Below are 23,638 nucleotides of genomic sequence, written 5' to 3' on the forward strand. Positions count from 1 at the left end.
CATGAAAAAAATACTCATCTCATTTGTCCTGCTAATTGCGCTTGTTCTTGGCGCCTGCAGCGGCGGAGCAACAGAGAATAAGGAAAGCTCAGATTCAAATGAAAAAGGATCGAAAACGATCACGTATCAATCTGAAAATGGACCTGTCGAAGTTCCTGCCCATCCTAAACGTGTGGTCGTTCTTCAATCATTTGCGGGCAACGTCATGTCTCTAGGCGTTAACCTTGTAGGGGTCGATTCATGGTCAAAAATGAACCCACGCTTTGAGAAAGGGCTTAAAGATGTGGAAGAAGTGTCAGAGGAAAATCTTGAGAAAATTATTGAGTTGAATCCCGATTTAATCATTGGTTTATCTACTACTAAAAATATTGATAAGCTAAAAGAAATTGCTCCTACTGTCACTTATACATACGGAAAAGTAGATTACTTAACTCAACATGTAGAAATTGGTAAACTGCTCAACAAAGAGAAAGAAGCACAGGCTTGGGTTGACGACTTTAAAAAACGCGCTGAAGCTGCCGGAAAAGATATTAAAGCGAAAATTGGTGAAGATACAACCGTTTCTGTTATTGAAAACTTCGATAAACAGCTTTACGTATTCGGTGATAACTGGGGTCGCGGTACCGAAATCCTTTATCAGGAAATGAAACTGAAAATGCCAGAGAAAGTAAAAGAAATGGCTTTAAAAGACGGCTACTATGCATTATCTTTAGAGGTTTTACCTGAATTTGCTGGCGATTATATGGTTTTTAGCAAAAACCCAGATACCGATAATTCATTCCAGGAAACAGACACGTATAAAAACATCCCGGCTGTGAAAAACAATCACGTGCTTGAAGTGAATGCAAAAGAGTTCTACTTTAATGATCCAATTACTTTAGATTTACAATTAGACTACTTTGTTAAAAGCTTTCTTGGTAACTAATGATCATTAAGGGAGTTCTTATTCAAGAATTCCCTTTCCTTATTTCACAAAAGAAAAGATGAGAGACGGATGAAAAAAGAAAATCAACGTTCTACTTTATTTATTTATAAGTTCATAGTCAGTGTGCTTTTATTGATCATTACCTTTGTTATAGCGATGGTATTTGGGGCAGCTGATACGTCCGTAAAGGAAGTATGGCTGGCACTGACCTCCGATGCCTCCGGCAAAAATATTTCCCTGATTCGTGAAATCCGCCTGCCGCGTGAAGTAGCAGCTATCTTTGTCGGAGCGGCATTAGCTGTTTCGGGGGCTATTATGCAAGGGATGACACGAAACCCACTGGCAGACCCAGGGCTGTTAGGGCTAACATTCGGAGCAAATGCCGCTCTCGCGATAACTATTGCTCTTTTTCCTTCGGCAAACTATCTCTCGATTATGATAGCTTGCTTTATCGGAGCAGCTGCCGGGGCTATGATGGTTTTTGGTATTGGTGCGATTAAAAAGGGGGGCTTCTCCCCTCTACGAATTGTACTAGCGGGCGCCGCTGTTTCAGCATTCTTATATGCTATCGCACAAGGTGTAGGCATTTATTTTAAAATCTCAAAGGATGTATCTATGTGGACAGCAGGAGGCATGATCGGCACATCCTGGAACCAGCTTCAACTTGTCGTGCCAGTTATTTTAATCGGCCTCCTCATTTCACTTTTGCTCTCCAGGCAGTTGACGATTTTAAGCTTGAGCGAAGAAGTTGCCGTTGGTCTAGGTCAAAAGACGCTGCTTGTCAAAATAGCACTCTTTATTGCTATTATCCTGCTGGCAGGCGCTGCTGTTGCACTTGTTGGGAACATGGCCTTTATCGGTTTAATGATCCCCCATATTGTACGGGCTGTGGTCGGAACGGATTATCGCTTTATTATTCCCATGTCCATCTTTGTAGGCGCTGCTTTTATGCTTGTCGCTGACACACTCGGACGCACAATTAACTCTCCGTACGAAACACCGGTCGCTGCTATCGTATCCATAATGGGGTTGCCCTTCTTTCTGTTGATCGTACGTAAAGGAGGCAGTATGTTCTCATGATCGAGCCCGCTTTAGTAAGAAAACAGCGCATGATTTTATGGATTTTATTTGCCTTTATTATGATCACCGTCATCATTGGTATAAGAATGGGGTATGCCTCCCTGTCCTATGATCGGATTATTCCAACCCTTCTTGGCCAGGGCACATTTAAGGAAGAGTTTATTTTATTTTCCATTCGCTTGCCGCGTATTGTTATTACATTGTTAGCAGGAATGGCACTCGCTTTGTCTGGAGCTATTCTACAGGGCATTACACGTAATGATTTAGCTGATCCCGGCATTATCAGCATTAACTCCGGTGCAGGTGTAGCGATCGCTGTTTTCTTTTTATTCTTTCCAATCGAAGCCGGGTCGTTCGTTTACGCCCTGCCTCTCGTCGCTTTTGCCGGAGCTTTATTAACTGCTGGCCTTATCTATGCCTTCTCGTACAGCAAAAGCAATGGTCTGCAGCCGGTAAGGCTCGTACTTGTTGGAGTTGGTTTTGCTATGGCGCTTTCCGGTCTGATGATTGTCCTTATTTCATCCGCTGAGCGTTCAAAAGTAGACTTTATCGCTAAGTGGCTGGCCGGCAATATTTGGGGCACTGATTGGCCATTTGTCTGGGCACTCCTTCCGTGGTTAGTCGTACTTATTCCTTTTTCATTATATAAAGCGAATCGGCTTAACCTCCTTGCCTTAAATGAGCCAGTAGCTATCGGTGTTGGCGTAGCAATTGAAAAAGAGCGGCTCACGCTGCTTTTAACAGCAGTAGCACTTGCTGCTTCAGCCGTTTCTGTGACCGGCGGGGTTTCCTTTATCGGATTAATGGCTCCTCACATTGCCAAAGCTTTGGTCGGTCCTAGAAATCAGCTATTTATTCCTGTTGCCATTCTCATTGGCGGCTGGCTATTGCTGCTTGCGGACACGATCGGGCGCAATCTTGTTGATCCCGACGGTATCCCGGCTGGCATTATAGTTGCTTTGATTGGAGCTCCCTATTTTATGTATTTGCTGCTGAAAAAGTAATCACGTGTTTAGCATAAATTTAGCCCATTGAGTCTGAATAGCTTAGACTCAATGGGCTTTTTGCTGTTTTTTACAAACTTCAGCCAGCTTTATGTTGGTTATTTTATCTATTCTTAACGCTCTTATTTAGAACGTGATTGCTCTACAAATTGATTGAAATCCGGCATCGTTGGATTAGAGATATAATGCCCGCCTTCTACTTGGATTGTCTGTCCTGTGATAAATTTAGATTCATCAGAAGCAAGGAATAAAGCCGTATAGCCAATGTCATCCGCCTCGCCATGGTATGGCAGGGCGTTAAATTTAGCGAAAATATTCAGCACCTCTTCTGGCATATTGTTTTTAGCTGCAGGAGTTAAAATCAGTCCTGGGGCCACTCCATTACAGCGAATGCCATCTTTTCCATACTGTGCTGCAATGTATCTTGTCAAATTTACAACGGCAGCTTTAGAAGCTCCATAGGCAGAGCGCAGAGCGTCGCCAGCAAATGCCGCCATGGAAGCCGTGTTAATAATAGAGCCGCCTCCCGCTTTAATCATATGAGGAATAGCAAATCGGCTGCCTAACAACACACTTTTTGTGTTGACGTTCATTAAGCGGTCCCATTCTTCTAAATCTATGTTTATGACATCTAAATCTTTATGAAGGTTTGTTAAGCCGACATTGTTAAAAAGAACAGTAATTGTTCCATATTGCTCGACTGTAAAATCAACGGCCGCTTGAATAGAATCTTCCTTAGAAGCATCCAAAAATACAGCTGCTGCTTCTCCACCTTGTTTTTTTATATTTTCAGCTGCTTCTTTGGCCCCTTCGAGATTAAAGTCAGCAATAACAACCTTGGCTCCTTCTTTGGCCATTAACGAAGCTGCTGATAAGCCAATTCCTGAAGCTCCCCCTGTAACGAGAGCTACTTTTCCTTCTACTCGTCCCATGTCTTTCACTCCTTTATTTAATGCTTCCCAGCTATTTTCTCACCGATTCATTTAATGATTAACTTGTACCTGCCAAACTATTTTAACATCTAATTATTTAATTTTAAAATGATTTGTTTATTCTATTAATGAGATAGGGACTCTCTGCTTTTCAGACACTAGGCACCTTATTTCTCATTGTCTGATGAGGAGGCTTTTCTTTGCCCCAATAATGGTTACATATTCTTTCTCTCTATTGGTAATGATAGGGGCAGAAAGAAAGGACGGAAGACAGAATGGATAATTTACTGATTGCACGTTCCTTATTTGGAACGACTATGGCATTTCATATTATTTTCGCTACCATCGGGGTGGGGCTGCCTCTCATGATTTTAACAGCAGAGCTGCTCTATCAAAAGACGAAAGACCTGGACTACGTAGTGATGGCCAAGCGCTGGACAAAAACGTTTGCTGTTTTACTTGGAGTTGGTATTCCAACAGGCACAATTGCCGGTGTGCAGTTATCCCTTCTTTGGCCTGGGTTTATGGAGATTATTGGAAAAGTTATGCCACTGCCGTTTCAAATTGAAATTTATGCTTTCTTTGTTGAAGCCCTCTTCATGTCTATCTATGTCTACGCAGCCGAGAGAATCGCTCCGTGGATGAGAATTGTCAGCTTAATACTAGTCGCCTTGGGAGCTTTAGCCTCTGCCGTACTGATTACAAATGTGCACGCCTTTCAAGGAACACCCGCTGGTTTTCGTTATGAAAATGGAAAGTTCTTTGATATTAATCCATGGGAAGCTTTTTTTAATCCAAGCTTTTTTGTTACGGCCGGCCATGTCGCCCTATCCGCCTATGTCGTTGGCGCTTTCGTCGTTGCCTCCGTGGCAGCGTTTAAAATGACGCGAAATAAGCACGGCTCAAGAGTGTATCTTTTTCATCAAAAAGCATTAATGGTCAGCCTTGTTTTAGGAGGGATCTTCTCTTTCTTAACGGCGATTAATGGCCATGCGTCCGCTCAATATTTACATGAGTACCAGCCTGAAAAGTTAGCTGCTGCAGAGGGGCTGTTTGAAACACAATCACATGCTCCTTTAGCGATTGGAGGCATTACCGATCGGGAAACACAAACGATCAAGGGAGCCATCGAAATTCCCTGGCTGCTGAGCTTTCTGGCAGGCAACAGCTTTGATACCGTTGTTGTCGGGTTAAACGACTTTCCTGAAGAACTGTGGCCGCCATTGTTTATCCATACTCTCTTTAATGCCATGGTAGGGATCGGTTCACTGCTTATTCTTATTTCGTTAGCCGGGATCGTATGGAGAAAATTTCTGAAGAAAGACCGATTTCCGAAATGGTTTTTGTGGCTATTAGTTCTATCTGGCCCTCTCGCTGTTATTGCGATTGAGTGCGGCTGGATTTTCGCTTGCTCAGGAAGACAGCCATGGGTGATTTATCGTGTGTTAGCAACAGCCGAATCGGTTACAACCGCTACGAACCTGGGCGTTCTTTCTCTTCTATTCTTTTTGTGTACGTTCTGTTAGGCATTACGGTTGTCATGGTGCTGCTGTATTTCTTTAGAAAGAACACTGAATTAGATGATCTTGAGAAGGCCGAGAAAGGAGCTTAGCCATGCTATTTAACTATACAGGAGGCGTGATTCATGCCAAATGAGCTGATTGCTATTACGATTCTATGGGGATTTGTATTTATTTACTCGATCATGGCAACGATGGACTTTGGCGCCGGCTTCTGGTCAATGATTTACATACATCGTGAAAAGACAAGAGCAACGAATATCGCCAACCGCTATTTGTCACCTACTTGGGAAGTGACGAACACATTTATCGTTGCCTTGGTTGTGGCTGTGTACAGCTTATTTCCGAAGGCAGCTTATACACTTGGTACAATTTTGCTCGTTCCGGGCAGCATTATCTTGTTGCTGCTCGCCGTCAGAAGCGCCTTCTTAGTCTTTTCTAATATTGCTGTAGAATATAAAAAGCCACTGACATATGTCTCAGGTATTACCGGCATCTTAATTCCGGGCTTGTTAATCAGCGTCTTACCTATCACCCACGGCACATTTATCGATTATAAAGGCGGACATCCCACTTTGAATTTACAAAAGCTTTTTACGAGTCCGAGTGAATATGCATTTATTGGATTTGCCATTAGCAGCACCTTATTTTTATCATCCTTGCTGTTAGCCGATTATTCCAAGACATCCAATGAAGAGGAAGCCTACAAAGTGTACTTGAGAGATGGAAGAATTTTAGGGCCAATTTCTTTACTGATGGCCTTTGCCATTATGCTCACTTTAAGGGCAGAAACACCATGGTTATATACGCGCATGATGGAAGATCTGCCTCTGCTGCTTGTGTCACTTGGCTTCTTTTTAATTGGAGGGCTTGGTTTATTTCTTCCTTCATTTTCAAAGAAAGATGTACGGGGAATGCCAAGGCTTGCTGTTGTGGCAGTTACGACTCAATATTTCATTGCCAGTTATGTGTACGGCAAAGCCCATCTGCCATATATGGTTTACCCCAATGTGACTATCCAGTCCGGTTTTACCGATCCTAACTCCTTTATGGCCGTATTTGCCACTTATATTGCCGGCTTCGTTATTCTCTTTCCCGGCTTTATTTATTTTTGGAGGCTGTTTATGCATGATAAAAAGTATTTACGGCAAAAAAGCTAATGATCTTCTGAAAAGAAAAAGCTTGATGGGCTGCCGGCCCGTTAAGCTTTTTCTTTTCTAACCATTCACCACTGATTCAACAGCGAGGTAATCAAAACAGTTAAAGCATAGATAAGTAAAATGACTTGCAGAAGACCCGTTCTTCTTCTCTGCTTATTCACTAAAAAGAGTCCCACACATATCATTGCCAAGATGATGCAAGTAATATCTAACAGGAGTTGATTGGCTATCATCCGGCTTACGTAAACACGATTGTTTTATTGCCGTGAACGATAACTTTATCTTCCACATGCCAGGAAACGGCTTCTGCAAGGACACTTCTTTCCACATGACGACCGGCAATCTTCAAATCTTCTGCTGTGTAGCGGTGGTTGACTCGCAAGATATCCTGCTCAATAATCGGCCCTTCATCAAGCTCATTAGTTACATAATGAGCAGTCGCCCCAATCAACTTCACTCCGCGGTTAAAAGCCCTGACGTAAGGATTTGCCCCTACAAATGCCGGCAAAAATGAGTGGTGAATATTAATGATTTGGTTTGGATATTTGGCTATAAAACTAGGAGAGAGGATTTGCATATATCTTGCCAAAACAATAAAGTCGACTTTTCCTTCCATTAACTCCATCGCCTTGTGTTCAGCCTCCTCTTTCGATTCATGAGAAAGCGGGATATGATAGTAAGGAATGCCATAGCTTTCCACCATTTCTTTTAAATCAGAGTGATTGCTGATAACCATTGGAATCTCAACCGGGAGTTCTTTTGATTTCCAGCGCCAAAGAAGCTCCAAGAGACAATGGTCTGCTTTAGAAACAAAAATCGCCATCCGCTTTGATTTTTCTTTATTTCTCAACTGCCATTCCATTGGGTAGGATTCAGATAATTCCTGCAATCTCTGCTCCAGCTTATCAATAGCAGAGCCCTTCTCATCCATATCGAACTCAACCCTCATAAAGAAAATGCCATCTTTAGGATTCGTGGTATGCTGGTCAAATTGAACGATATTTGCTTTATGTTCCAATAATACATTAGATACGGCTGAAATAATGCCCGGTTTTTCTGGACAAGTAACTAACAATTTAAAATAATGAATATTCCCCTTTTTATGCAAAATTCTTCCCCCATCCTTAAACGCCATTCTTTGTATAACGAAAAGCTATTCGATCGCACAATCACTTGAGGCAAAGCTTTCTCCAACTAAGAAGCCCGTTTCCTTTGTATAGTCAATATGTGTTTCAGCATCGAGATAACGTTCAGTAAAGCGATCTATGCGAATTTGCACCCCATTGCAATCAATCACCTTATCATTTCGGCGCGGCTCATCAAATGTAAGGGCAAACCTTACCGATATTCCACATCCACCAGCCACATCAGCATCAATTCTTGGAGAATACTTTTCTTCAAGCATCATTGCTTTTAGCTGCTTCATCGCCGGTCCTGTTAATGTAATCATCATCCTTCCCTCCTTCTGCGAGCGTTTTCTAGTTATACACCTTGTTTTGCTCACTCCCTTTTTCTGCACGCAAAAAAGGACAGAAAAGGGTACAATCCCTTCTCTGTCCTTTTACCTGAGAGTTTAACCCTATCTTCAATAGGGCCTTCCCCTTTGGTGGCGTACTTAAACGCGCTCTCCAGAGGTGCGTCCCATTGTGGTTCTTCTACCTGAGAGATTAATTCCAAGGGCCTTTTTGGAACTTGCTCCTTCGGTGGCTTATTGCTCGCACTCTCCCACAATCGTCATCCGCTATTTTTATTCAGAATAATTTAAATATTGGTGATTGTCAATTGTTTTCCCAATTCTCTTACCTATAGACTAGATCCTCCATAATGAAAAATAACAAAACGTTCATTGTCATTTTTTTCATAGAAACCCGGCACTCTCACTTCTTTCACCAGTTGAAATGGAGTATACACTTCAAGAAATTGGATGTACTCCGCTGTCGGATAGTAAAGGACAATATCAACAGACCGTTGATGCTCTTCAACTGAGTGCAGGATATGATGGACGACCTTCATGAAAATTTGGATCGAAAAAGGATTGAAGAAGTAGAACCGATTGTCTGCCTTTTCGATCTGATACTCCTCTGCCGCGCAGCATACAAAGCGAATAGATTGATCCGACCTCTTCTTCTTTTTCATATAATCGGCTTGATTTTCAAGTGCTTCCTGGTAAAGCTGGCCGTTTACCTCAATCCCTGTTACCCGAGCGTGAAAACGATGATGGATATAAAATAGTAAACGCCCTTTTCCACAGCCGAAATCAACTACCCCATCTGTTCTTTTCACCTCATACTCCCGAAAAAGCTCATCGATGGCCTCATAGGGGGTTGCCTCATAACGATTATAGTGAATTGACTGATATAGCCATTCCCATGTGCCGCCTGTCTGAATCTTTAGCAAGCGATCGTATTCTTTTTCATTCATTGCCATTCCCCGATCTGTTTTTCTTTATTATAAAGCGGACGATATAATCCACTCAAACGAATACCGCTTGTCAATCTGCTGAACGGACCAATAAATTGGCTCTTGTGGCGAGTACATAAGCGTCATTGATCCGTAAAGGTGCAGAATTGATGGATCAACAAACAGAAGTGGCCAATAAAGGAACTTCTCTTATTCGAACAGGCTTTTAAATTCTCCATAGCCCTCTTCTTCAAGCTTATCCTTTGGCACAAAACGGAGAGCAGCCGAGTTAATACAATAGCGTGCGCGGTCAGGACCAGGACCATCATCAAAGACGTGGCCTAAATGAGCGTCAGATGTTTTTGCCCGCACCTCAATCCGGCGCATGCCATGAGACGTATCAAGTTTTTCTGCTAGCTCTATCCGGCGCAAGGGCTTCGTGAAGCTTGGCCAGCCGCAGCCCGCGTCATATTTATCCGTCGAGCTGAACAAAGGCTCTCCTGAAATAATATCCACATAGATTCCCTCTTCCGTGTGGTCCCAATATTCATTATGAAATGGTGGCTCTGTCGCATTATTTCTTGTTACCTCGTATTGAAGAGGAGTGAGTTCTTCCCGTAATTGCTCATCTGTTTTTTGATCTTTCCAGTTTTCACGAATAAATTTTGCTCGCCCGGACCCCTCTTTATAAAGATTGTAGTGGAAGGCATTCTTTTTGTAATAGTGCTGGTGCTTTTCTTCCGCTCGGTAAAAGGGCCTCGCCGGCAGAATCTCTGTCACGATCGGTTTTTGAAAACGGCCGCTTGCTGCTAATTCTGCTTTCGAAGCTTCCGCCAATTCTTTTTGTTCTTTGTCATGGTAAAAAATGGCCGTCCTATAGGATGATCCCCGGTCATTGAACTGTCCGCCCGCATCAGTTGGATCAATTTGATGCCAAAACAGCTCAAGTAATTTTTTATAAGGAAAAACTGCAGGATCATACATGATTTGTACCGCTTCATAATGACCCGTTATGTCAGAGCATACCTCTTCATACGTCGGGTTCTCTGTGTGGCCACCCGTATAACCGGAGACAACCTCTTTAATTCCCGGTTGTTCATCAAACGGTGATACCATACACCAAAAACAGCCGCCTGCAAATGTAGCTAGCTTCCATTGTTCACCCAAGAATCAACACTCCTTTACATCCGTATTATTTTCGGTTTCCAGTCTTCAAAAGCTGACGATAGGCCGTTAAGAATTCGCCCCAGTTTCTTTTTTTTCCCCAAAAGCTGCGAACCAGGCGTACAAATAGTTCATACTTTCCTTCATAAGGGTACCAGTTCACTTCTTTTTTCTTACGGCCCTTGTCCACCATAACGGCTGTTTGAACACAAAAGCTCTGCATGCCTACATCCCCATGATACGCGCCAATTCCTCCCTCTTTCGTTCCTCCGTAAGGAAGATAAGGATTGGCTACTGTAATGATTACATCATTAATAACTGCATTGCCTGATACGAGCCGGGAGACAATGCGCTTGCCTCGTTCTACATCGGCCGTCCAGACACTGGCATTCAAGCCAAAGCGGGTATCGTTAGCTAAAGAAACAGCCTCTTCCTCTGTCTCGAATGGCATAATCGGCAAGACAGGCCCAAAGGTTTCCTCCTGCATAATGGCCATGTCATGATTGACATTCGTTACTATCATAGGTCTAATGAACATCTGATCGTCTGCCCACTGATCTGGGTGCTCACCAGCAATAAGTTCTGCTCCTTTTTCGATCGCTTCTGTCACATGCTCCTTAATAATGGCTGTTTGCTGGGGAAAAGTCATCGAACCAACATCGCTGTCAGAAGCTGTCCCTTGCTTTAAAGATTGCGTTGCCTGAACTAAACGACCAACAAATTCTTCATAGACTGACTTGTCCACATACACCCGCTCAACAGACATACACACCTGGCCGCTGTTCGTAAAGGCTCCCCAAATAGCCCCCTGTACAGCTCTTTCCATATTTGCATCGGCACAAACGATCATCGGGTCTTTACCGCCAAGCTCCAGCAGCGTCGGAATTAATTGCTTAGCTGCTTCCATCTGAATGATTTTCCCTGTTCGGACAGAGCCCGTGAAATGAATAAAATCCGGCTTGCCCTCTATAAGCGCAGCTCCTAACTCCTTGCCGCCATGCGCTACCTGTAATAGACCTCGGGGAAAGCCAGCCGCTTTAAATAAGCTTTCAATTAATACACCAACCATCGGTGTAATCTCGGACGGCTTTAAAATAACCGCATTTCCGGCAACGAGCGCTTCAACGATCGGAATCATAGAAAGCTGGAATGGAAAGTTCCACGGGGAAATGACCAATACGGTTCCCCGTGGCTTATATTCGATATAAGAGGATTTTCCAATAAATATCAGGGGCGTTTTAACTTTTTTTGTTTTTAACGCGGCAGCTGCTCTTCTTTCAATGTGCGAAATTGAATCAACGACTGTCATCACTTCTGTTGTTAATGCTTCCACAGCCACTTTTCCCGTGGAGTCACTAATCACTTTCACGATATGATCCAATTCATCCAGAATGTGAAGCCGCAGCTTTCGAAGCGAGCGAATTCTCTCTGAAATTGGCAAGTCAGCCCAAGTTAAGCCAGCTCCCTTCGCGCTTTCATAGAACATATCAACTTGTTCTACAGATGTTTCCTCCAATACGCCAATGATATTCTTTGTTGCGGGACTTCTCACTGTCCATGTCATGTACGTTCCTCCTTCATTTACTGTTATCATTTTGTCGCAGTCGTTCCGGTATTCCTGATAAAATTAGATAGATGGAATTCATCTTTGCTGATTCGTTGAATTTGGCGTTGGAGCCTCTCTAATCGCTAGGATGAACGAGCAGCTTAAACTCTGCCGCCAGTTCCCTGGTAATTAAGTTCCCAAGGATTTTTGAGGCAATGAATCCGGGCAACCCGATAATGAAGAATAATTGTTTCTTCATCTTCTCCTCGTAAGACACAAATTGATTAAGAAAAAAGACAGGCCGTACCTGAAAAAGGACGTGTCTGTCTTTATTGCAACGCTGTTATTCTTCAGTGAACTCCGATTGAATCCGTTTCATAAACTCCTCAGCTGCACTGTATCCTTGCTGTTGAAGGTACCAGTTATTCGCCGCTGCTTCAATTAATCCAGCCACATCGCGGCCCGGCTGGAGCTGAATTTGAATATGAGGAACGCGAACTCCCATATATTCCGTAAACTTCGCTTCCACCTCCAGCTCATTATTCAATGAATTATTTTGCCACTTTGTCAGCTCAATATCGAGTGCAATCCGTGTTTCTTCCTGAAAAGCTTTTCTCCCATATAGACGCACAACGTTTAATAGTCCCACACTGCGCAAGGCGAGAAATTCCTTATTCTTCTCATTGTGGGTGCCAAGCAGCGTTTGCGGGCTCAGTTTCTTGAGTACGACAATATCATCCGCCACAAGCCGATGCCCCCGGCCGATCAACGTGTGGGCCGTTTCACTTTTTCCCACTCCTGATTTGCCCCGAAGCAAAATGCCGATCCCCGAGACATTTACACAAACTCCATGCACAGCAATCTCTTGTGCTAACGTCTTGGTCAAATAAGCATCTAATTTTCCAACAAACTCATAGGTAGATGCATCCGTACGAAGCAAAGGAATTTTTTCCTCGGTACAATATTGCGGCAAATACATTAATTCCTCTTCGTGAGCCGTAACAATAATACAAGGGGGATTATATTTAACAATATTACCAATTCGCAGCTTGCTTTCACTGTCGCTTAATCTATGTAAATAATTGATTTCATTGGTGCCGAGCACTTGGACGTGTCCACTTGGAAAAAAGTCAAAATAGTCAATGAACTCCAAACCTGGACGCTGCGTTGGAGATTTTTCAATCTTTCGGTGCAGTTGATCCTCTCCAGCTAATACTTCTAATGAAAACCGACGGACTATGTCCTCAATCGTAATGGATTTCATAATGAACACTCTCTCCTTGCTTAATCTCTTTAGAAAACTAATAGACAAAGCCAGCAGTCTATTCTTTCTAGCCCTTTAGTATACACTCTAATGTAACATAATAGTGGCATGATTATTGCATAAGTTGTCTATTTTCAATAAATGTTAACCTTTACTTTAACTAAAGAGCTTTATCATGCATTTTTAATGCGTATGAGAACCTAATGCTTTTCCAAACGGTTGATCTAATATCGGTCAATGACTTTGCGATTCTGCAGATTAGTCCTTTTATTATTTTCCATTTTCCTGAATAATTACATTGTATCGGAAAATAATCATTTACATGCTATTTTTTATGTTAAATTCTACTTCTTTGCTCGGAACGCCCTATCATTAAAAAATCCCTAGACACGGATGAATAACGTGCTTAGGGATAACAAGATAACCTGTGTACCGCCCACAAAGTGGCTTTAACGCATCAAAAACGAATGTAACCCTGCAGCAGGAAAAAGAAATTCTCTCATATATTGATAATTAAAGGCTTTCTTTTATATCTGCAAAATGTGTGACACGATTTCGCCCTTTAGACTTAGATGTGTATAGAGCCTTATCTGCTTTGGCCAATATAGAAATATTTGTATCTTCGGGAGTGAAGGTAGCTGCACCGATACTCACTGTTGTGGGACAATGGCTCCAGGAGGCATGTTCTATACTCTTTCTTAGCCTTTCAGCTGCTTGCTTAGATTGCTCCTCATCCGCCTCTGGCAAAAGAATGATAAATTCTTCTCCACCGTAACGAGCTACTGTATCAGTTTCTTTCGAATGTTCCTTTATTATCTGTGCAAATTCCCTCAACACTTGATCCCCAGCAAGATGGCCATATGTATCATTCACTTTTTTGAAATGATCGATATCCATAATAAGGAGTGAAAAAGGGACTTTAGAGAGAAGAAAGCTTTCAATATGTGAATCCAGCTTGTCAATAAAATAACGCCTGTTTTTCAGTCCAGTCAAAGTATCTGTTACTGCCAGGCTCTCTAATTTGGCATTTAACCTTATGAGTTCTTCTTGTTTTGCCTCAATATCCCGGTGCAATGCCTCTAATTTTTCAAGTGCCTCATTTTTAACTCTGTACGCTTCCTCCATTTCTCTCTTGGCATTGCGAATTTCTTTCTCGTAATCAATTCGTCTGCTCATCTTTACAAATACACACTCTATGAGCTCTGTTTGATTTCCTTCACCACTTTTCCCATTTAGCAGAACAGGGACATTCTCTCCTTTGTTGGACTTCAACGTTAAATACATCTCATCTACATGTCCGTACAGTTGAATAAACGGGTAAAAATAGGTATGAAAAAGAAACTTATTAGCCATCGACATAATCGATTCCATATGATGGTTTAATACATCATCTTTACTGTAACCGACCATGTCAAGAAATGCTTGGTTTGCGTACGTGATAACCCCCGACTTGTAATGATGACATATCCACAAGGGGCACGGTCTAGCCGCTCATCCATCTATATGCATCCTTTCACTAGCCATGGTTCTTCTTAAAAGATGAAAGGTATTCTTGTATCAGGCAGACAGTCTCTTTTGGATGACTTAAATGTGGGTAGTGTCCTTTTGCCTCCATTAATCGAAAAGTGCTGTTCTTAAGATGGCGTTCCAAATACTTTCCAACTTTTAAAGGAACAATGCTGTCTTCCGAACATTGTAAAATAAGTGAGGGGACCTCTACTTTTGCTAAATCTTCTCTATGATCCGAGAAAAAAGTAGCTTCGGCAAACTTGCGGGTAACAGCTGGATCAGTTGAACAAAAACTTGTTTCCAACTCTTGAGTCAACATAGGCTGATTCGGATTTTTCATCGCAAGAGGGGCAAGATAGCTTGCCCAGCCAACAAAATTCATCTCCATCATGTCCAATAACTCTTCTACATCTTCCTTTTCAAAGCCTCCAAAATAATCAGGCTCATCATTTAAATAATGAGGAGATGGGCCAAGCATAACTAGACATTCAAATGACTCGGGTCTTTGAATAGAGGCCAGCATGCCTATCATTGCACTGACAGAATGCCCCACGAATATAACTTTTTTTATTTCTAACACATCAATAACTTCTAGCAAATCCTTTACGTACCCTTTAAGAGTTCCATATCTCTCATAACTATAAGCCGTTAAGTCTGATTTTCCTGAGCCAACGTAATCGAATAACACCACTCGGTATTCCTTCTCGAAATGGGGAGCGACAAATCGCCACATATTTTGATCACACCCAAATCCATGCCCGAAAACGATGGTTTGCTCCCCTTGACCAGTCACTTTTACATTATTACGAATAAGAATGTTTTCCATTTCATAAAAGCCCTCTTATTCTTTTGTTGGTCCACAGTATTCGAAATAATTTTTTGCTGTTTCCCAGAGTCCTACTTTATGCAGATTTGGTAAGCGCGATTGAAGCAAGTCCCAAAAGACGATCGACATAACTTCAGCGGTAGGATTTAACCCGTTAAACTCCTCAGTATCTAGATTCAAATGTTTGTGATCAAACTTTTGTATAATTGTTTGATCAACGATCTCGTCAAGTTCAGCCAAATTTATAATCATTCCTGTAACAGGATCAACTTCTCCCTCGACTGTTACTTCAAGAATGTAGTTGTGCCCATGCCCGTTCGGATTATTACACTTTCCAAAGATCTCTTTGTTTTCCTCATCTGATAACTGATCACTATGCAATCGATGTGCAGCAGAAAAATGATATTTTCTCGTTAATTGAATCATTGAACCTTCTCCTTTTTGAGAGAGCAAAAATGGATTCTCATGCAATATTATTTTATGAAGCTTACAATCTTCGAATCTATCTTTTAATTCATTCCATATATACGCCACAATATTTTCTGTCGTCGGGATATGTTCTACAAAAAAAGGGTGTTCACGGTTTAGAAACCTGCCGTCTAATTCCTCTAGAACTATCCCCTTCACTACACGGTCAACATCTGTAATATTCACTACAATACCTGATTTTTCATTAAGATGCCCTTTAACTGTCACTTCTAACAGATAATCATGGCCATGACCATTTGGATTGCTACATAGCCCAAATACTTCTCTGTTTTTGTCTTCATCCCACGATGGAACACGATAACTATGGGCTGCTGAAAACTCTACTTTTCTCGTTAATAAAACCAAGGTCTCACCTCTTCTTCATTCAAGAATTTAACAATGCCAGCTATATTACTATTATATCCTTTTATTCACCTTAGTTAGTGCCGCTTTCTGTATCTCAACAAATGTTTTGTTAAACTCTTCCACTGATAAAGGTTTGCTAAATAAATAACCTTGTACTTCATTACATTTTTGCTGTTGAAGGAAATAAAGCTGTTTGTCTGTTTCCACGCCTTCAGCAATCACACTAACTTTTAAATTACGAGCCATTGCAATAATGGTAGCAATGATTTTATTATCATCAGAATCATCTTCGATGTCTCGAACAAATGACTTATCAATCTTTAGAGTATGGAAGGGGAACTTTTTAAGATAACTTAATGAAGAATACCCAGTTCCAAAATCGTCAATCGCAATTTTAACGCCTAAGTCTTTTAGAGCGTTCAGCTTAGCAATTACATAATCTTCGTTATACATTGCTATCGTTTCTGTAATTTCTAATTCTAGATATTGCGGTTTGAGACCCGTTTCCTCCAATACTTTGCTTACTTGCTCTACTAAGCTTGCTTGCTGGAATTGCCGCGGAGAAAGATTAATAGATATAGTCATGTGTGGAAATCCAGAATTTTGCCATTTCCGCATTTGCTTACAGGCAGTCTGTAGAACCCACTCGCCAATCGCCACAATCAGGCCGGTTTCCTCAGCTAATGGAATAAACTCCTCTGGGGAAATCACTCCCAATTGTGGATGGCGCCAGCGAATTAAGGCTTCACTTCCAGTAATAACTCCAGTATTTATATCGACCTTAGGCTGGTAAAATAAAGTAAATTCGTCATGCTCCAATGCTTGACGCATACCTTTTTCCAGAATCGCTCTTCTCTGAATCCAGTCATTCATGCCGGATGTATAGAATTGGTGATTATTTCTACCTTGTTCTTTGGCACGATACATAGCTATATCCGCATTTTTAATTACATCTTCGATATTGTCCCCATCTTCCGGAAACATGCTTATTCCTATGCTTGATGTGATAAACAATTCGTTTCCTTCATATAAAAAAGGCTTTTCCAGTGCTTTTAAAATCGTTTGTGCCATGCTATTCGCCGCTTCACTGCTAGTATTGGGTAAAAGTAAAATAAATTCATCTCCCCCAATGCGTGACATCATTTCACCTTCTCTAAGAAAAGGCAAGATACGATTAGTGACAGCTTTCAAAATTACATCTCCTGCCGAATGGCCCAGCAAATCATTGATAAATTTGAACCTGTCCAAGTCAAGAAATAAGAATGCCATCGGGCTCTTTTCATTTATTTCTGCTAACTCTAATGCGGTCTTATTAAATAAACGCGAATTAGGAAGCCCCGTCAAAAAATCATAGTAAGCATGGTACTGTATTTCTTTATTTTTTTCTTTCAGCTCATCGGTATAATCTAGCAGGTTTAATGACATAACATTCACTTGATTGGCAAGTGATCCTAATTCATCACGGCGTTCAATCAATACCTGCTCCCCGAAATTCCCCTTAGCGATTTCATTTACCTTTAATAAAATTTGATTAATAGGCCTAACAATATATCTAGCTAAGAAATAACTAATAACAAAGACGAGAATTAAAACAGCAATAGAAATCATTAAGTTGTTTAACAACTGTTTATTTAATACGCTTTGGATCACTTTGTAATCTGTCACTATCCCAATAACATAAGGATCTTCAGAAGAAACAGGAACAAAGCTTTTAAACACTTTTTTACCGTTCACCGTGCTCTGAAAACTAACGAGCTTGCCCGTTCTCATCGCTTCTCTTACAGCTTTAATATCAGCTTTTTTGTCCTTATACTGGTACTTACCAAATTGAATATCCTTATTTGCCAGTTCTATAAATCTCTTTCCATTCTGCTCTGTATAGACAGGCGGAGATCCGAAAGTTTCCGGATTAAAACCGGTAATATTTAACAGCATATCATTATCGCTTAATGTTTTCCTTACAATGGCATTGGGACCAATACGTTTCTCAAAGTCTGTAATCCGCTTGTCACGCATATAGGGGCTGATTATATAATCGGTCGTGCCGTCATAATAATATCCCCATTTATCCACATGATCAGGGTTAGAGGCAGAAACATTTACAGGACCTGACCAATAGTTTGGAAGTTTTTGCCCTTGGGCAATCGTAACATTTTTATTGTTGAATAGCTGTTGGAAGGCAGTATACCAATATCCCCATTCTTTCGTACTTAAGTTTCTCTCGTGGGGATCAGAAGATTTTACTCCCACAATGTCTCCCTTCTCCTTAACAAGCAGGGTAATATGGGAGACATCCAGCTTTTTGCTAAGCTCAACGAGCTGTTCATTCGTCACATTATTTATATGAGGATCTAGTGCGTTCTCTGCCGCAATAGCTGCTGCACGGAGTTTTTCCCCTATTTCACTTTCCAGGGACTCCACCCCAAATTGTGAATGATTAATGGCTATACTAATTTCATTCACTAAGAGCTCTGTCTGTTTTTCCTGATCTTTTATTAACAGATCTCTCGTATAGTAGTAAGATAAGATATTATTTAAAATTAGTATGGCTGTTACTATCGTAGCAAAGATGAATGATAGTTTTTTCCTTAAAGACAAACTATCTCCCCCAATTCGAGCTGTTTATCTATAGATTTTTATTCTGTTAGCTGCCTTTAGCGTCCTATAATACGCCCTTGGGCGGGGTTAAGGTAATTTCGTCCATCCGAACGTGAAGAGGAGTCGCAGCCACAAATGAGACGACGCGCGCAACATCATTCACGTCCAACATATCTTCAGATGAAAACCCTTCGGCCTCTTTCCAAATATCCGTATACGTAGCACCTAACTGAATATTTGTAGTAAAAATATTGTATGGATACCATTCTTCTGCTAACACGCTTCCCAAGCCACTCATCGCTTGCTTTGAAGCTGCGTACACAGAATTCATCGGAAGGCTTCTTTTAGTTGCAATGGAACTTATATTAACGATGCGCCCTCCTTCTTCTTTCAGTAACGGAAAAGCCTGTTGAATACAGTGAAACACACCAAAAACATTCGTTTGAAAAACAGCCTCCCATTCTTTAGCTGCAAACTCCTCAAACGCTTTAAAATAACCAATGCCTGCATTGTTAACCAATACATCTATCGCTTTGTGTCGCTCACCGATACGTTGGAAAACCTCTTGAACTTCTTTCTCGTCCATAATATTCATCTGCAAAGGGATCAAATTTTCTATATGATTGTCTACATTCTTCTCGCGGGTTGTGGCATATGTGACAAACCCCTGCTTGGCGAGCTCTAAACTAATAGCCTTGCCAATTCCCTTTAAACCGCCTATAACAATAGCTACTTTCTCTCTCATATTGCACCTCTTTCATTTGGTAACTTTATATACATAGCCAAAAATGTCCGTTAACACATCATATTCGCTATGTTCTTTTATACTATCAATCCAATTATTAGCGATTTTCAAATGAGCGTTATGAGCCCTTTGCTGCAACATCGGAAAATCGATAACATAACGATCGCCTTCAATCTCTCCATGTATAAGATGATACAAGATCCAACTTAATGGATTGTCGACAGCTAGCTGATAGCCCTCTTCTGTTAATGAAGGGACTGGTCTTGAAATGGCAGTGCAAATCTCACTTTTTATGCCGTCAGGAGTTATAGAAGGCATAATCAATTGAAATGTAACATTTTGATTTTCAAGTACATCTATTTCGGAGGTATACTCATAAGCATAAACGGTAACAGGCATATCGCCTATTTCAGCCTTTAGACCTTGGTATTCATTTAAAGAAAAGGGGATTTTTGTTTTCTTTCTATACTCTCTTCCACAAAGATAAGATCTATTAAAATCTTCAATGAGCTGGTGTACGGTGACATTCTTCCCTAACGAGCTTATTCTGCTCGCTGTAGTTTGTATAGCTAGTCGGGAATTGTCACTTGCCAGCCATCTCCTGTTCATCTTCTCTGCTGTAAATGACAGGGTGCCGCTCCCACAATAAAAATCACCGACTAAAGCTCCTTCCTCTGTTGTCATTTGCAAAATCCGTTCCATCAATTTTTCCGGTTTTTGTGTAGCGTAGGACGTATCTTCCTGTCCCAGGTATTCATACTTCCCGCCATCATCCCAAACAGAAGAATAGGTGATTCCCTTCTTTTTAAAATAATTTTCCGTTTTGGCATAAAAAAATAAAGATTCATGATTTAAACCAAATTGGGAATGTTTATAGACAGCGTCATCAGCAAATTTCCAAATAACCTCTCCAAGAAAATGGTTCGCTCCAAATATTTCATCTAAAATGACTTTTAGATAATGCCCTTCTTTTTGCGATGTATGAAAAACAAGGATTCCTTTTTCATTTAACAATTCCCTGGCAGCTTCTATTCTTTTCCGATAATCAGACCGATAAATATCTGATCGATAAAAATTTCTAATAGTATTGGCCTCGTTCCAAGGATCAACAATGTGTTCATTTAATGTTCGGTTAAATACGGAGAAAACCCATCCAGAATTAAACGGGCCATCAAAATAAATCATATCGAACGCTTCCCGGTATCCTTGATTCATCAATCCTTGCATAATATATAGATTGTCACCGTAAAACAGACTGTTTTCTTTCATTGCTTCTGGCTCGAATTTCATAATATCCTCACCTTCTTTTCTCTGTACCTCTGCGATATTGTAACTCATTCCTAATAAGGAAACGAGATGAATTAATACTATTAATTGTACTTTTTTTAATGAATGGTAGATACTCTTTTTATTTTCCCTTAATATACATGGTGCCTAAACTTGAGTGTAACATTACTTCTATCTAACTAAAAAGCTGTTAGCCCTGTTTAAAATACTGATATAATAAAATAGTTACAGAAAATTCAGACGTGCATACGTAGAAAAAGGGGTCATTCTATGTTGGAGTTATTTATTACGATGATAGAACGACTTGGCATTATTGTAACCATTGCTTTCATTTTAACACGGTTTAAGTTTTTCAGGGACATGGTCTATCAGGAGCGGCTTGATGGCCCGCAACAGCTGACTGCCATTATATTTTTTGGTTTTTTCGGGATTATCGGTACATATACTGGATTAAGTCTCAGCACAGAAAGTCTGCAATTCAATCGTTGGGTTTCTGGCCTAACCACTGATGAAGCCCTTGCTAACTCGCGGGTGATTGGTGTTGTGCTAGGCGGGCTTCTTGGAGGTTATAGAGTCGGCATTGGAGCAGGCCTTATTTCTGGAATCCATCGGTTTACTTTAGGAGGATTTACAGCTGTTTCCTGTGGAGTGGCTTCCATTATTGCTGGCGTGCTTTCCGGATTGTTTCATAGAAAAAACCGGCATGTCAGCCTCTCATCTGCCCTTTTCATTGGTGCCTTGGCGGAAACGATCCAAATGGTCGTCATCGTGCTGATCTCCCGCCCCTTTGAACAAGCCCTGACATTGGTCAAGATCATTGGTCTGCCTATGATTTTGGCTAACGGGGTAGGCTGTGCCCTTTTTCTTTTAGTTATAAAAAATGTGATTAATGAGGAAGAAAAGGCGGTTGCTGTACAAGCACAAAAAACTTTGCGCATTGCCGACCAAACCCTTGCTTATTTGCGAGAGGGGCTCAACGTCCATTCTGCCCAAGCTGTCTGCTGCATTATCCATAATGAAATAAAAACTAGCGCAGTGGCTATAACCAATTTAACAGAAATTCTTGCACATGTCGGGCTGGGCCAAGACCATCACCGCCCCCATAGCCCCATTCAAACCGGTGTTACTCTTGATACTCTCAAGAAAGGGAAGGTAATTGTCGCAGACCAGCATTCGATTTATTGCCAAGTAGAAAATTGCCCGCTCCGTGCTGTTGTTGTCGCTCCATTAAAACAACGAGGTGAAACGATTGGGACGTTGAAGTTTTACTTCAGCTCAGAAAAAGAGATTTCTAACGTCATCATCGAGCTTATTACTGGTCTCAGCACAATGATTAGCAATGCACTGGAGGTTGCTGCAGCAGAACAAGCCTATCAACTCGCTAAAGAAACAGAAATCAAAGTGCTTCAAGCTCAAATAAGTCCTCACTTTCTATTTAACACATTAAACACGATTGTTTCACTCGTCCGTCTTGATCCTTCTAAAGCAAGAAAGCTGCTCATCTCCCTATCACATTATTTGCGGCAAAACATGTCTGCAACGACAAAAAGCATGACAACACTTGAACAGGAATTAAAGCATGTAAAGGCCTATCTACTAATTGAAAAAGCTCGGTTCATTAATAAACTTGAAGTGATCTACGATATTGATGAAAAGGCGCTTTTGCAGAACATTCCCCCTCTTACATTGCAGCCCATCGTTGAAAATTCAATTAAACATGGGTTCAAGGACAAAGAAAGCAACTGCATAGTGAAAATTACTGTTAAAAGAAAAAGCAGCTCTACTTATATAAAAATACAGGACAACGGACAAGGAATGAGCAAGGAACGTTCAGAACAGATTGGTAAAGCACTTATTGATTCAAAGGAAGGAAGCGGTCTTGCGATTTATAACGTAAATCGCAGACTAACAATGATGTTTGGAGATCAGACAATGCTTGAAATAAACAGTAAACCTGAAGAAGGCACAGAAATCACCTTTTCTATTCCATACATGGAGGAAGCGAATTAAATGGATCTATCTATTAAAACCGTCATCGCAGACGATGAATTATACAGCCGTGATGAGCTGAAGCATCTGTTAGAGGCCTTTCCCTCCATTCATATTATTGGTGAAGTTGAATCTGGAGAAGCTGCCGTCATGAAGGCACTTCATCTGCAACCGGATATTATATTTTTAGATGTCGAAATGCCACGGATGAATGGAATGGAAGCAGCTAAAGCGTTAATGGAATTAAAAAAGCCTCCCTTAATTGTTTTTGCGACTGCTTATCCGCAATTTGCGGCTGAAGCATTCCGATACGAGGCAGTTGACTACTTATTGAAGCCCTATGACGAAGATCAATTGAAGGAAACCATTGAACGCATCGAAAAAAAGATCCTCTCTGTCACAGAGGCTGAAGCAAGCAAACCAGCGGGCAAACTGGCGGTTGAATCAAATGGGGAAATTTTTTATTTGGAGCCTAAAGAGATTCTTTACACATTTAGAGATGATAAATTAACTAAAATTATTACGAAAACCGGTGAGTTTGATACAAAAATTCCGCTGAAGGATTTGGAAAACCGGCTTCATACTTTTCACTTTTTCCGAATCCATAAGAGCTATCTTGTTAATTTAGAGTACATCACCCGCCTTACTCCCTGGTTTAATGGCGCTTACCAGCTGCAGGTGGAAGGAAGAGAGGAAAGGCTGTCAGTTAGTCGAAATTATGTAAAAGGGTTAAGAAGACGGTTGGAAATTTAATTTATCTGTTGCATCTTATTCTCGCTTTTTTGCATGATAATCTGAATTTTTAGCTTTTTGTCCCTGAAAACCTCTTTTCCTCCTTGCTGTTTATTATACTTA

The 23,638-nt window shown here is 41.1% G+C and carries 20 protein-coding genes, 3 pseudogenes and 2 riboswitches; of the genes and pseudogenes, 7 read left to right on the top strand and 16 right to left on the bottom strand.

Annotation, left to right across the window (positions count from 1 at the left end; genetic code table 11):
* Position 1: 1 nt before the first annotated feature.
* The 3 genes from CJ483_RS12985 to CJ483_RS12995 all read left to right on the top strand — a co-directional run bounded on the left by CJ483_RS12985 (position 2) and on the right by CJ483_RS12995 (position 3,009).
* On the top strand, positions 2-925 hold the full coding sequence (locus tag CJ483_RS12985; protein ID WP_120035600.1) for an iron-hydroxamate ABC transporter substrate-binding protein: 924 nt from the start codon (positions 2-4) through the stop codon (positions 923-925).
* 69 nt (positions 926-994) lie between these two features.
* Positions 995-2,005 (top strand): FecCD family ABC transporter permease, encoded by a 1,011-nt coding sequence (locus tag CJ483_RS12990; RefSeq protein ID WP_120035602.1) that lies wholly within the window; start codon positions 995-997, stop codon positions 2,003-2,005.
* Positions 2,002-3,009: a FecCD family ABC transporter permease gene (locus tag CJ483_RS12995; protein WP_120035604.1), complete on the top strand. Its 1,008-nt coding sequence runs from the start codon at positions 2,002-2,004 to the stop codon at positions 3,007-3,009. The genes CJ483_RS12990 and CJ483_RS12995 overlap by 4 nt, the downstream gene beginning before the upstream one ends.
* Positions 3,010-3,131: 122 nt before the next feature.
* Here the strand turns inward: CJ483_RS12995 and CJ483_RS13000 are convergent, their stop codons facing one another.
* The gene (locus tag CJ483_RS13000; RefSeq protein ID WP_120035606.1) at positions 3,132-3,941 is read right to left on the bottom strand and encodes an SDR family NAD(P)-dependent oxidoreductase; all 810 of its coding nucleotides are present in this window, start codon (positions 3,939-3,941) and stop codon (positions 3,132-3,134) included.
* Between the two features lie 275 nt (positions 3,942-4,216).
* On the opposite strand from CJ483_RS13000, the pseudogene CJ483_RS13005 reads away from it, so the two are divergent.
* Together CJ483_RS13005 and CJ483_RS13010 are read left to right on the top strand one after the other, a co-directional pair.
* Positions 4,217-5,553: pseudogene (locus CJ483_RS13005) on the top strand (cytochrome ubiquinol oxidase subunit I).
* Between the two features lie 33 nt (positions 5,554-5,586).
* A complete protein-coding gene (locus tag CJ483_RS13010; RefSeq protein WP_120035608.1) occupies positions 5,587-6,621 on the top strand; it encodes a cytochrome d ubiquinol oxidase subunit II in 1,035 nt (344 codons plus the stop codon).
* Positions 6,622-6,859: 238 nt separating this feature from the next.
* Here CJ483_RS13010 and purU read toward each other — a convergent pair whose 3' ends face one another.
* The 15 genes and pseudogenes from purU to CJ483_RS13070 form a co-directional block, all read right to left on the bottom strand.
* On the bottom strand, positions 6,860-7,756 hold the full coding sequence (gene purU / locus CJ483_RS13015) for a formyltetrahydrofolate deformylase (protein ID WP_120035610.1): 897 nt from the start codon (positions 7,754-7,756) through the stop codon (positions 6,860-6,862).
* An 18-nt stretch (positions 7,757-7,774) separates the two neighbouring features.
* Positions 7,775-8,074 carry an iron-sulfur cluster biosynthesis family protein gene (locus CJ483_RS13020; protein WP_120035612.1) on the bottom strand — a complete coding sequence of 100 codons (300 nt, stop codon included), beginning with the start codon at positions 8,072-8,074 and terminating at the stop codon, positions 7,775-7,777.
* Between the two features lie 98 nt (positions 8,075-8,172).
* Positions 8,173-8,255: riboswitch (glycine riboswitch) on the bottom strand.
* Between the two features lie 3 nt (positions 8,256-8,258).
* A riboswitch (glycine riboswitch) is annotated at positions 8,259-8,359 on the bottom strand.
* A 65-nt stretch (positions 8,360-8,424) separates the two neighbouring features.
* Positions 8,425-9,042 (bottom strand): class I SAM-dependent methyltransferase, encoded by a 618-nt coding sequence (locus CJ483_RS13025; protein WP_120035614.1) that lies wholly within the window; start codon positions 9,040-9,042, stop codon positions 8,425-8,427.
* A 189-nt stretch (positions 9,043-9,231) separates the two neighbouring features.
* Positions 9,232-9,681, bottom strand: coding sequence for a peptide-methionine (R)-S-oxide reductase MsrB (gene msrB / locus CJ483_RS25785; RefSeq protein ID WP_481747741.1), 450 nt, complete (start codon positions 9,679-9,681; stop codon positions 9,232-9,234).
* Positions 9,667-10,188 (bottom strand): annotated as a pseudogene (msrA, locus tag CJ483_RS25790) (peptide-methionine (S)-S-oxide reductase MsrA); the annotation flags it as partial. The pseudogene msrA and the gene msrB, both read right to left, overlap by 15 nt.
* Positions 10,189-10,213: 25 nt before the next feature.
* Entirely contained in the window at positions 10,214-11,749 is a 1,536-nt protein-coding gene (locus CJ483_RS13035) for an aldehyde dehydrogenase family protein (RefSeq protein WP_120035618.1), read from the bottom strand.
* A 118-nt stretch (positions 11,750-11,867) separates the two neighbouring features.
* The gene (locus CJ483_RS25105) at positions 11,868-11,990 is read right to left on the bottom strand and encodes a hypothetical protein (protein WP_259455649.1); all 123 of its coding nucleotides are present in this window, start codon (positions 11,988-11,990) and stop codon (positions 11,868-11,870) included.
* 84 nt (positions 11,991-12,074) lie between these two features.
* On the bottom strand, positions 12,075-12,995 hold the full coding sequence (gene hprK / locus CJ483_RS13040; protein ID WP_120035620.1) for an HPr(Ser) kinase/phosphatase: 921 nt from the start codon (positions 12,993-12,995) through the stop codon (positions 12,075-12,077).
* A 513-nt stretch (positions 12,996-13,508) separates the two neighbouring features.
* Positions 13,509-14,405, bottom strand: coding sequence for a GGDEF domain-containing protein (locus tag CJ483_RS13045; RefSeq protein WP_182917046.1), 897 nt, complete (start codon positions 14,403-14,405; stop codon positions 13,509-13,511).
* A gap of 9 nt (positions 14,406-14,414) precedes the next feature.
* Positions 14,415-14,468, bottom strand: a pseudogene (locus CJ483_RS25110) (hypothetical protein); the annotation flags it as partial.
* A gap of 43 nt (positions 14,469-14,511) precedes the next feature.
* Positions 14,512-15,330: an alpha/beta fold hydrolase gene (locus CJ483_RS13050; RefSeq protein ID WP_120035624.1), complete on the bottom strand. Its 819-nt coding sequence runs from the start codon at positions 15,328-15,330 to the stop codon at positions 14,512-14,514.
* A 15-nt stretch (positions 15,331-15,345) separates the two neighbouring features.
* The gene (locus CJ483_RS13055) at positions 15,346-16,164 is read right to left on the bottom strand and encodes a 6-carboxytetrahydropterin synthase (protein ID WP_120035626.1); all 819 of its coding nucleotides are present in this window, start codon (positions 16,162-16,164) and stop codon (positions 15,346-15,348) included.
* Between the two features lie 51 nt (positions 16,165-16,215).
* Positions 16,216-18,762, bottom strand: coding sequence for a bifunctional diguanylate cyclase/phosphodiesterase (locus tag CJ483_RS13060; protein WP_120035628.1), 2,547 nt, complete (start codon positions 18,760-18,762; stop codon positions 16,216-16,218).
* A 64-nt stretch (positions 18,763-18,826) separates the two neighbouring features.
* Positions 18,827-19,507: an SDR family oxidoreductase gene (locus CJ483_RS13065; protein ID WP_120035630.1), complete on the bottom strand. Its 681-nt coding sequence runs from the start codon at positions 19,505-19,507 to the stop codon at positions 18,827-18,829.
* A 12-nt stretch (positions 19,508-19,519) separates the two neighbouring features.
* Complete coding sequence (locus tag CJ483_RS13070; RefSeq protein ID WP_182917047.1) at positions 19,520-20,797, bottom strand: DNA methyltransferase; 1,278 nt, start codon at positions 20,795-20,797, stop codon at positions 19,520-19,522.
* A 267-nt stretch (positions 20,798-21,064) separates the two neighbouring features.
* On the opposite strand from CJ483_RS13070, the gene CJ483_RS13075 reads away from it, so the two are divergent.
* Positions 21,065-22,804 (top strand): sensor histidine kinase, encoded by a 1,740-nt coding sequence (locus CJ483_RS13075; protein ID WP_120035635.1) that lies wholly within the window; start codon positions 21,065-21,067, stop codon positions 22,802-22,804.
* Positions 22,805-23,536, top strand: coding sequence for a LytR/AlgR family response regulator transcription factor (locus CJ483_RS13080; protein WP_120035637.1), 732 nt, complete (start codon positions 22,805-22,807; stop codon positions 23,534-23,536).
* Positions 23,537-23,638: the final 102 nt, after the last annotated feature.

The organism is Bacillus sp. PK3_68 (genome assembly GCF_003600835.1).
Taxonomy (GTDB): Bacteria; Bacillota; Bacilli; order Bacillales; family Domibacillaceae; genus Pseudobacillus.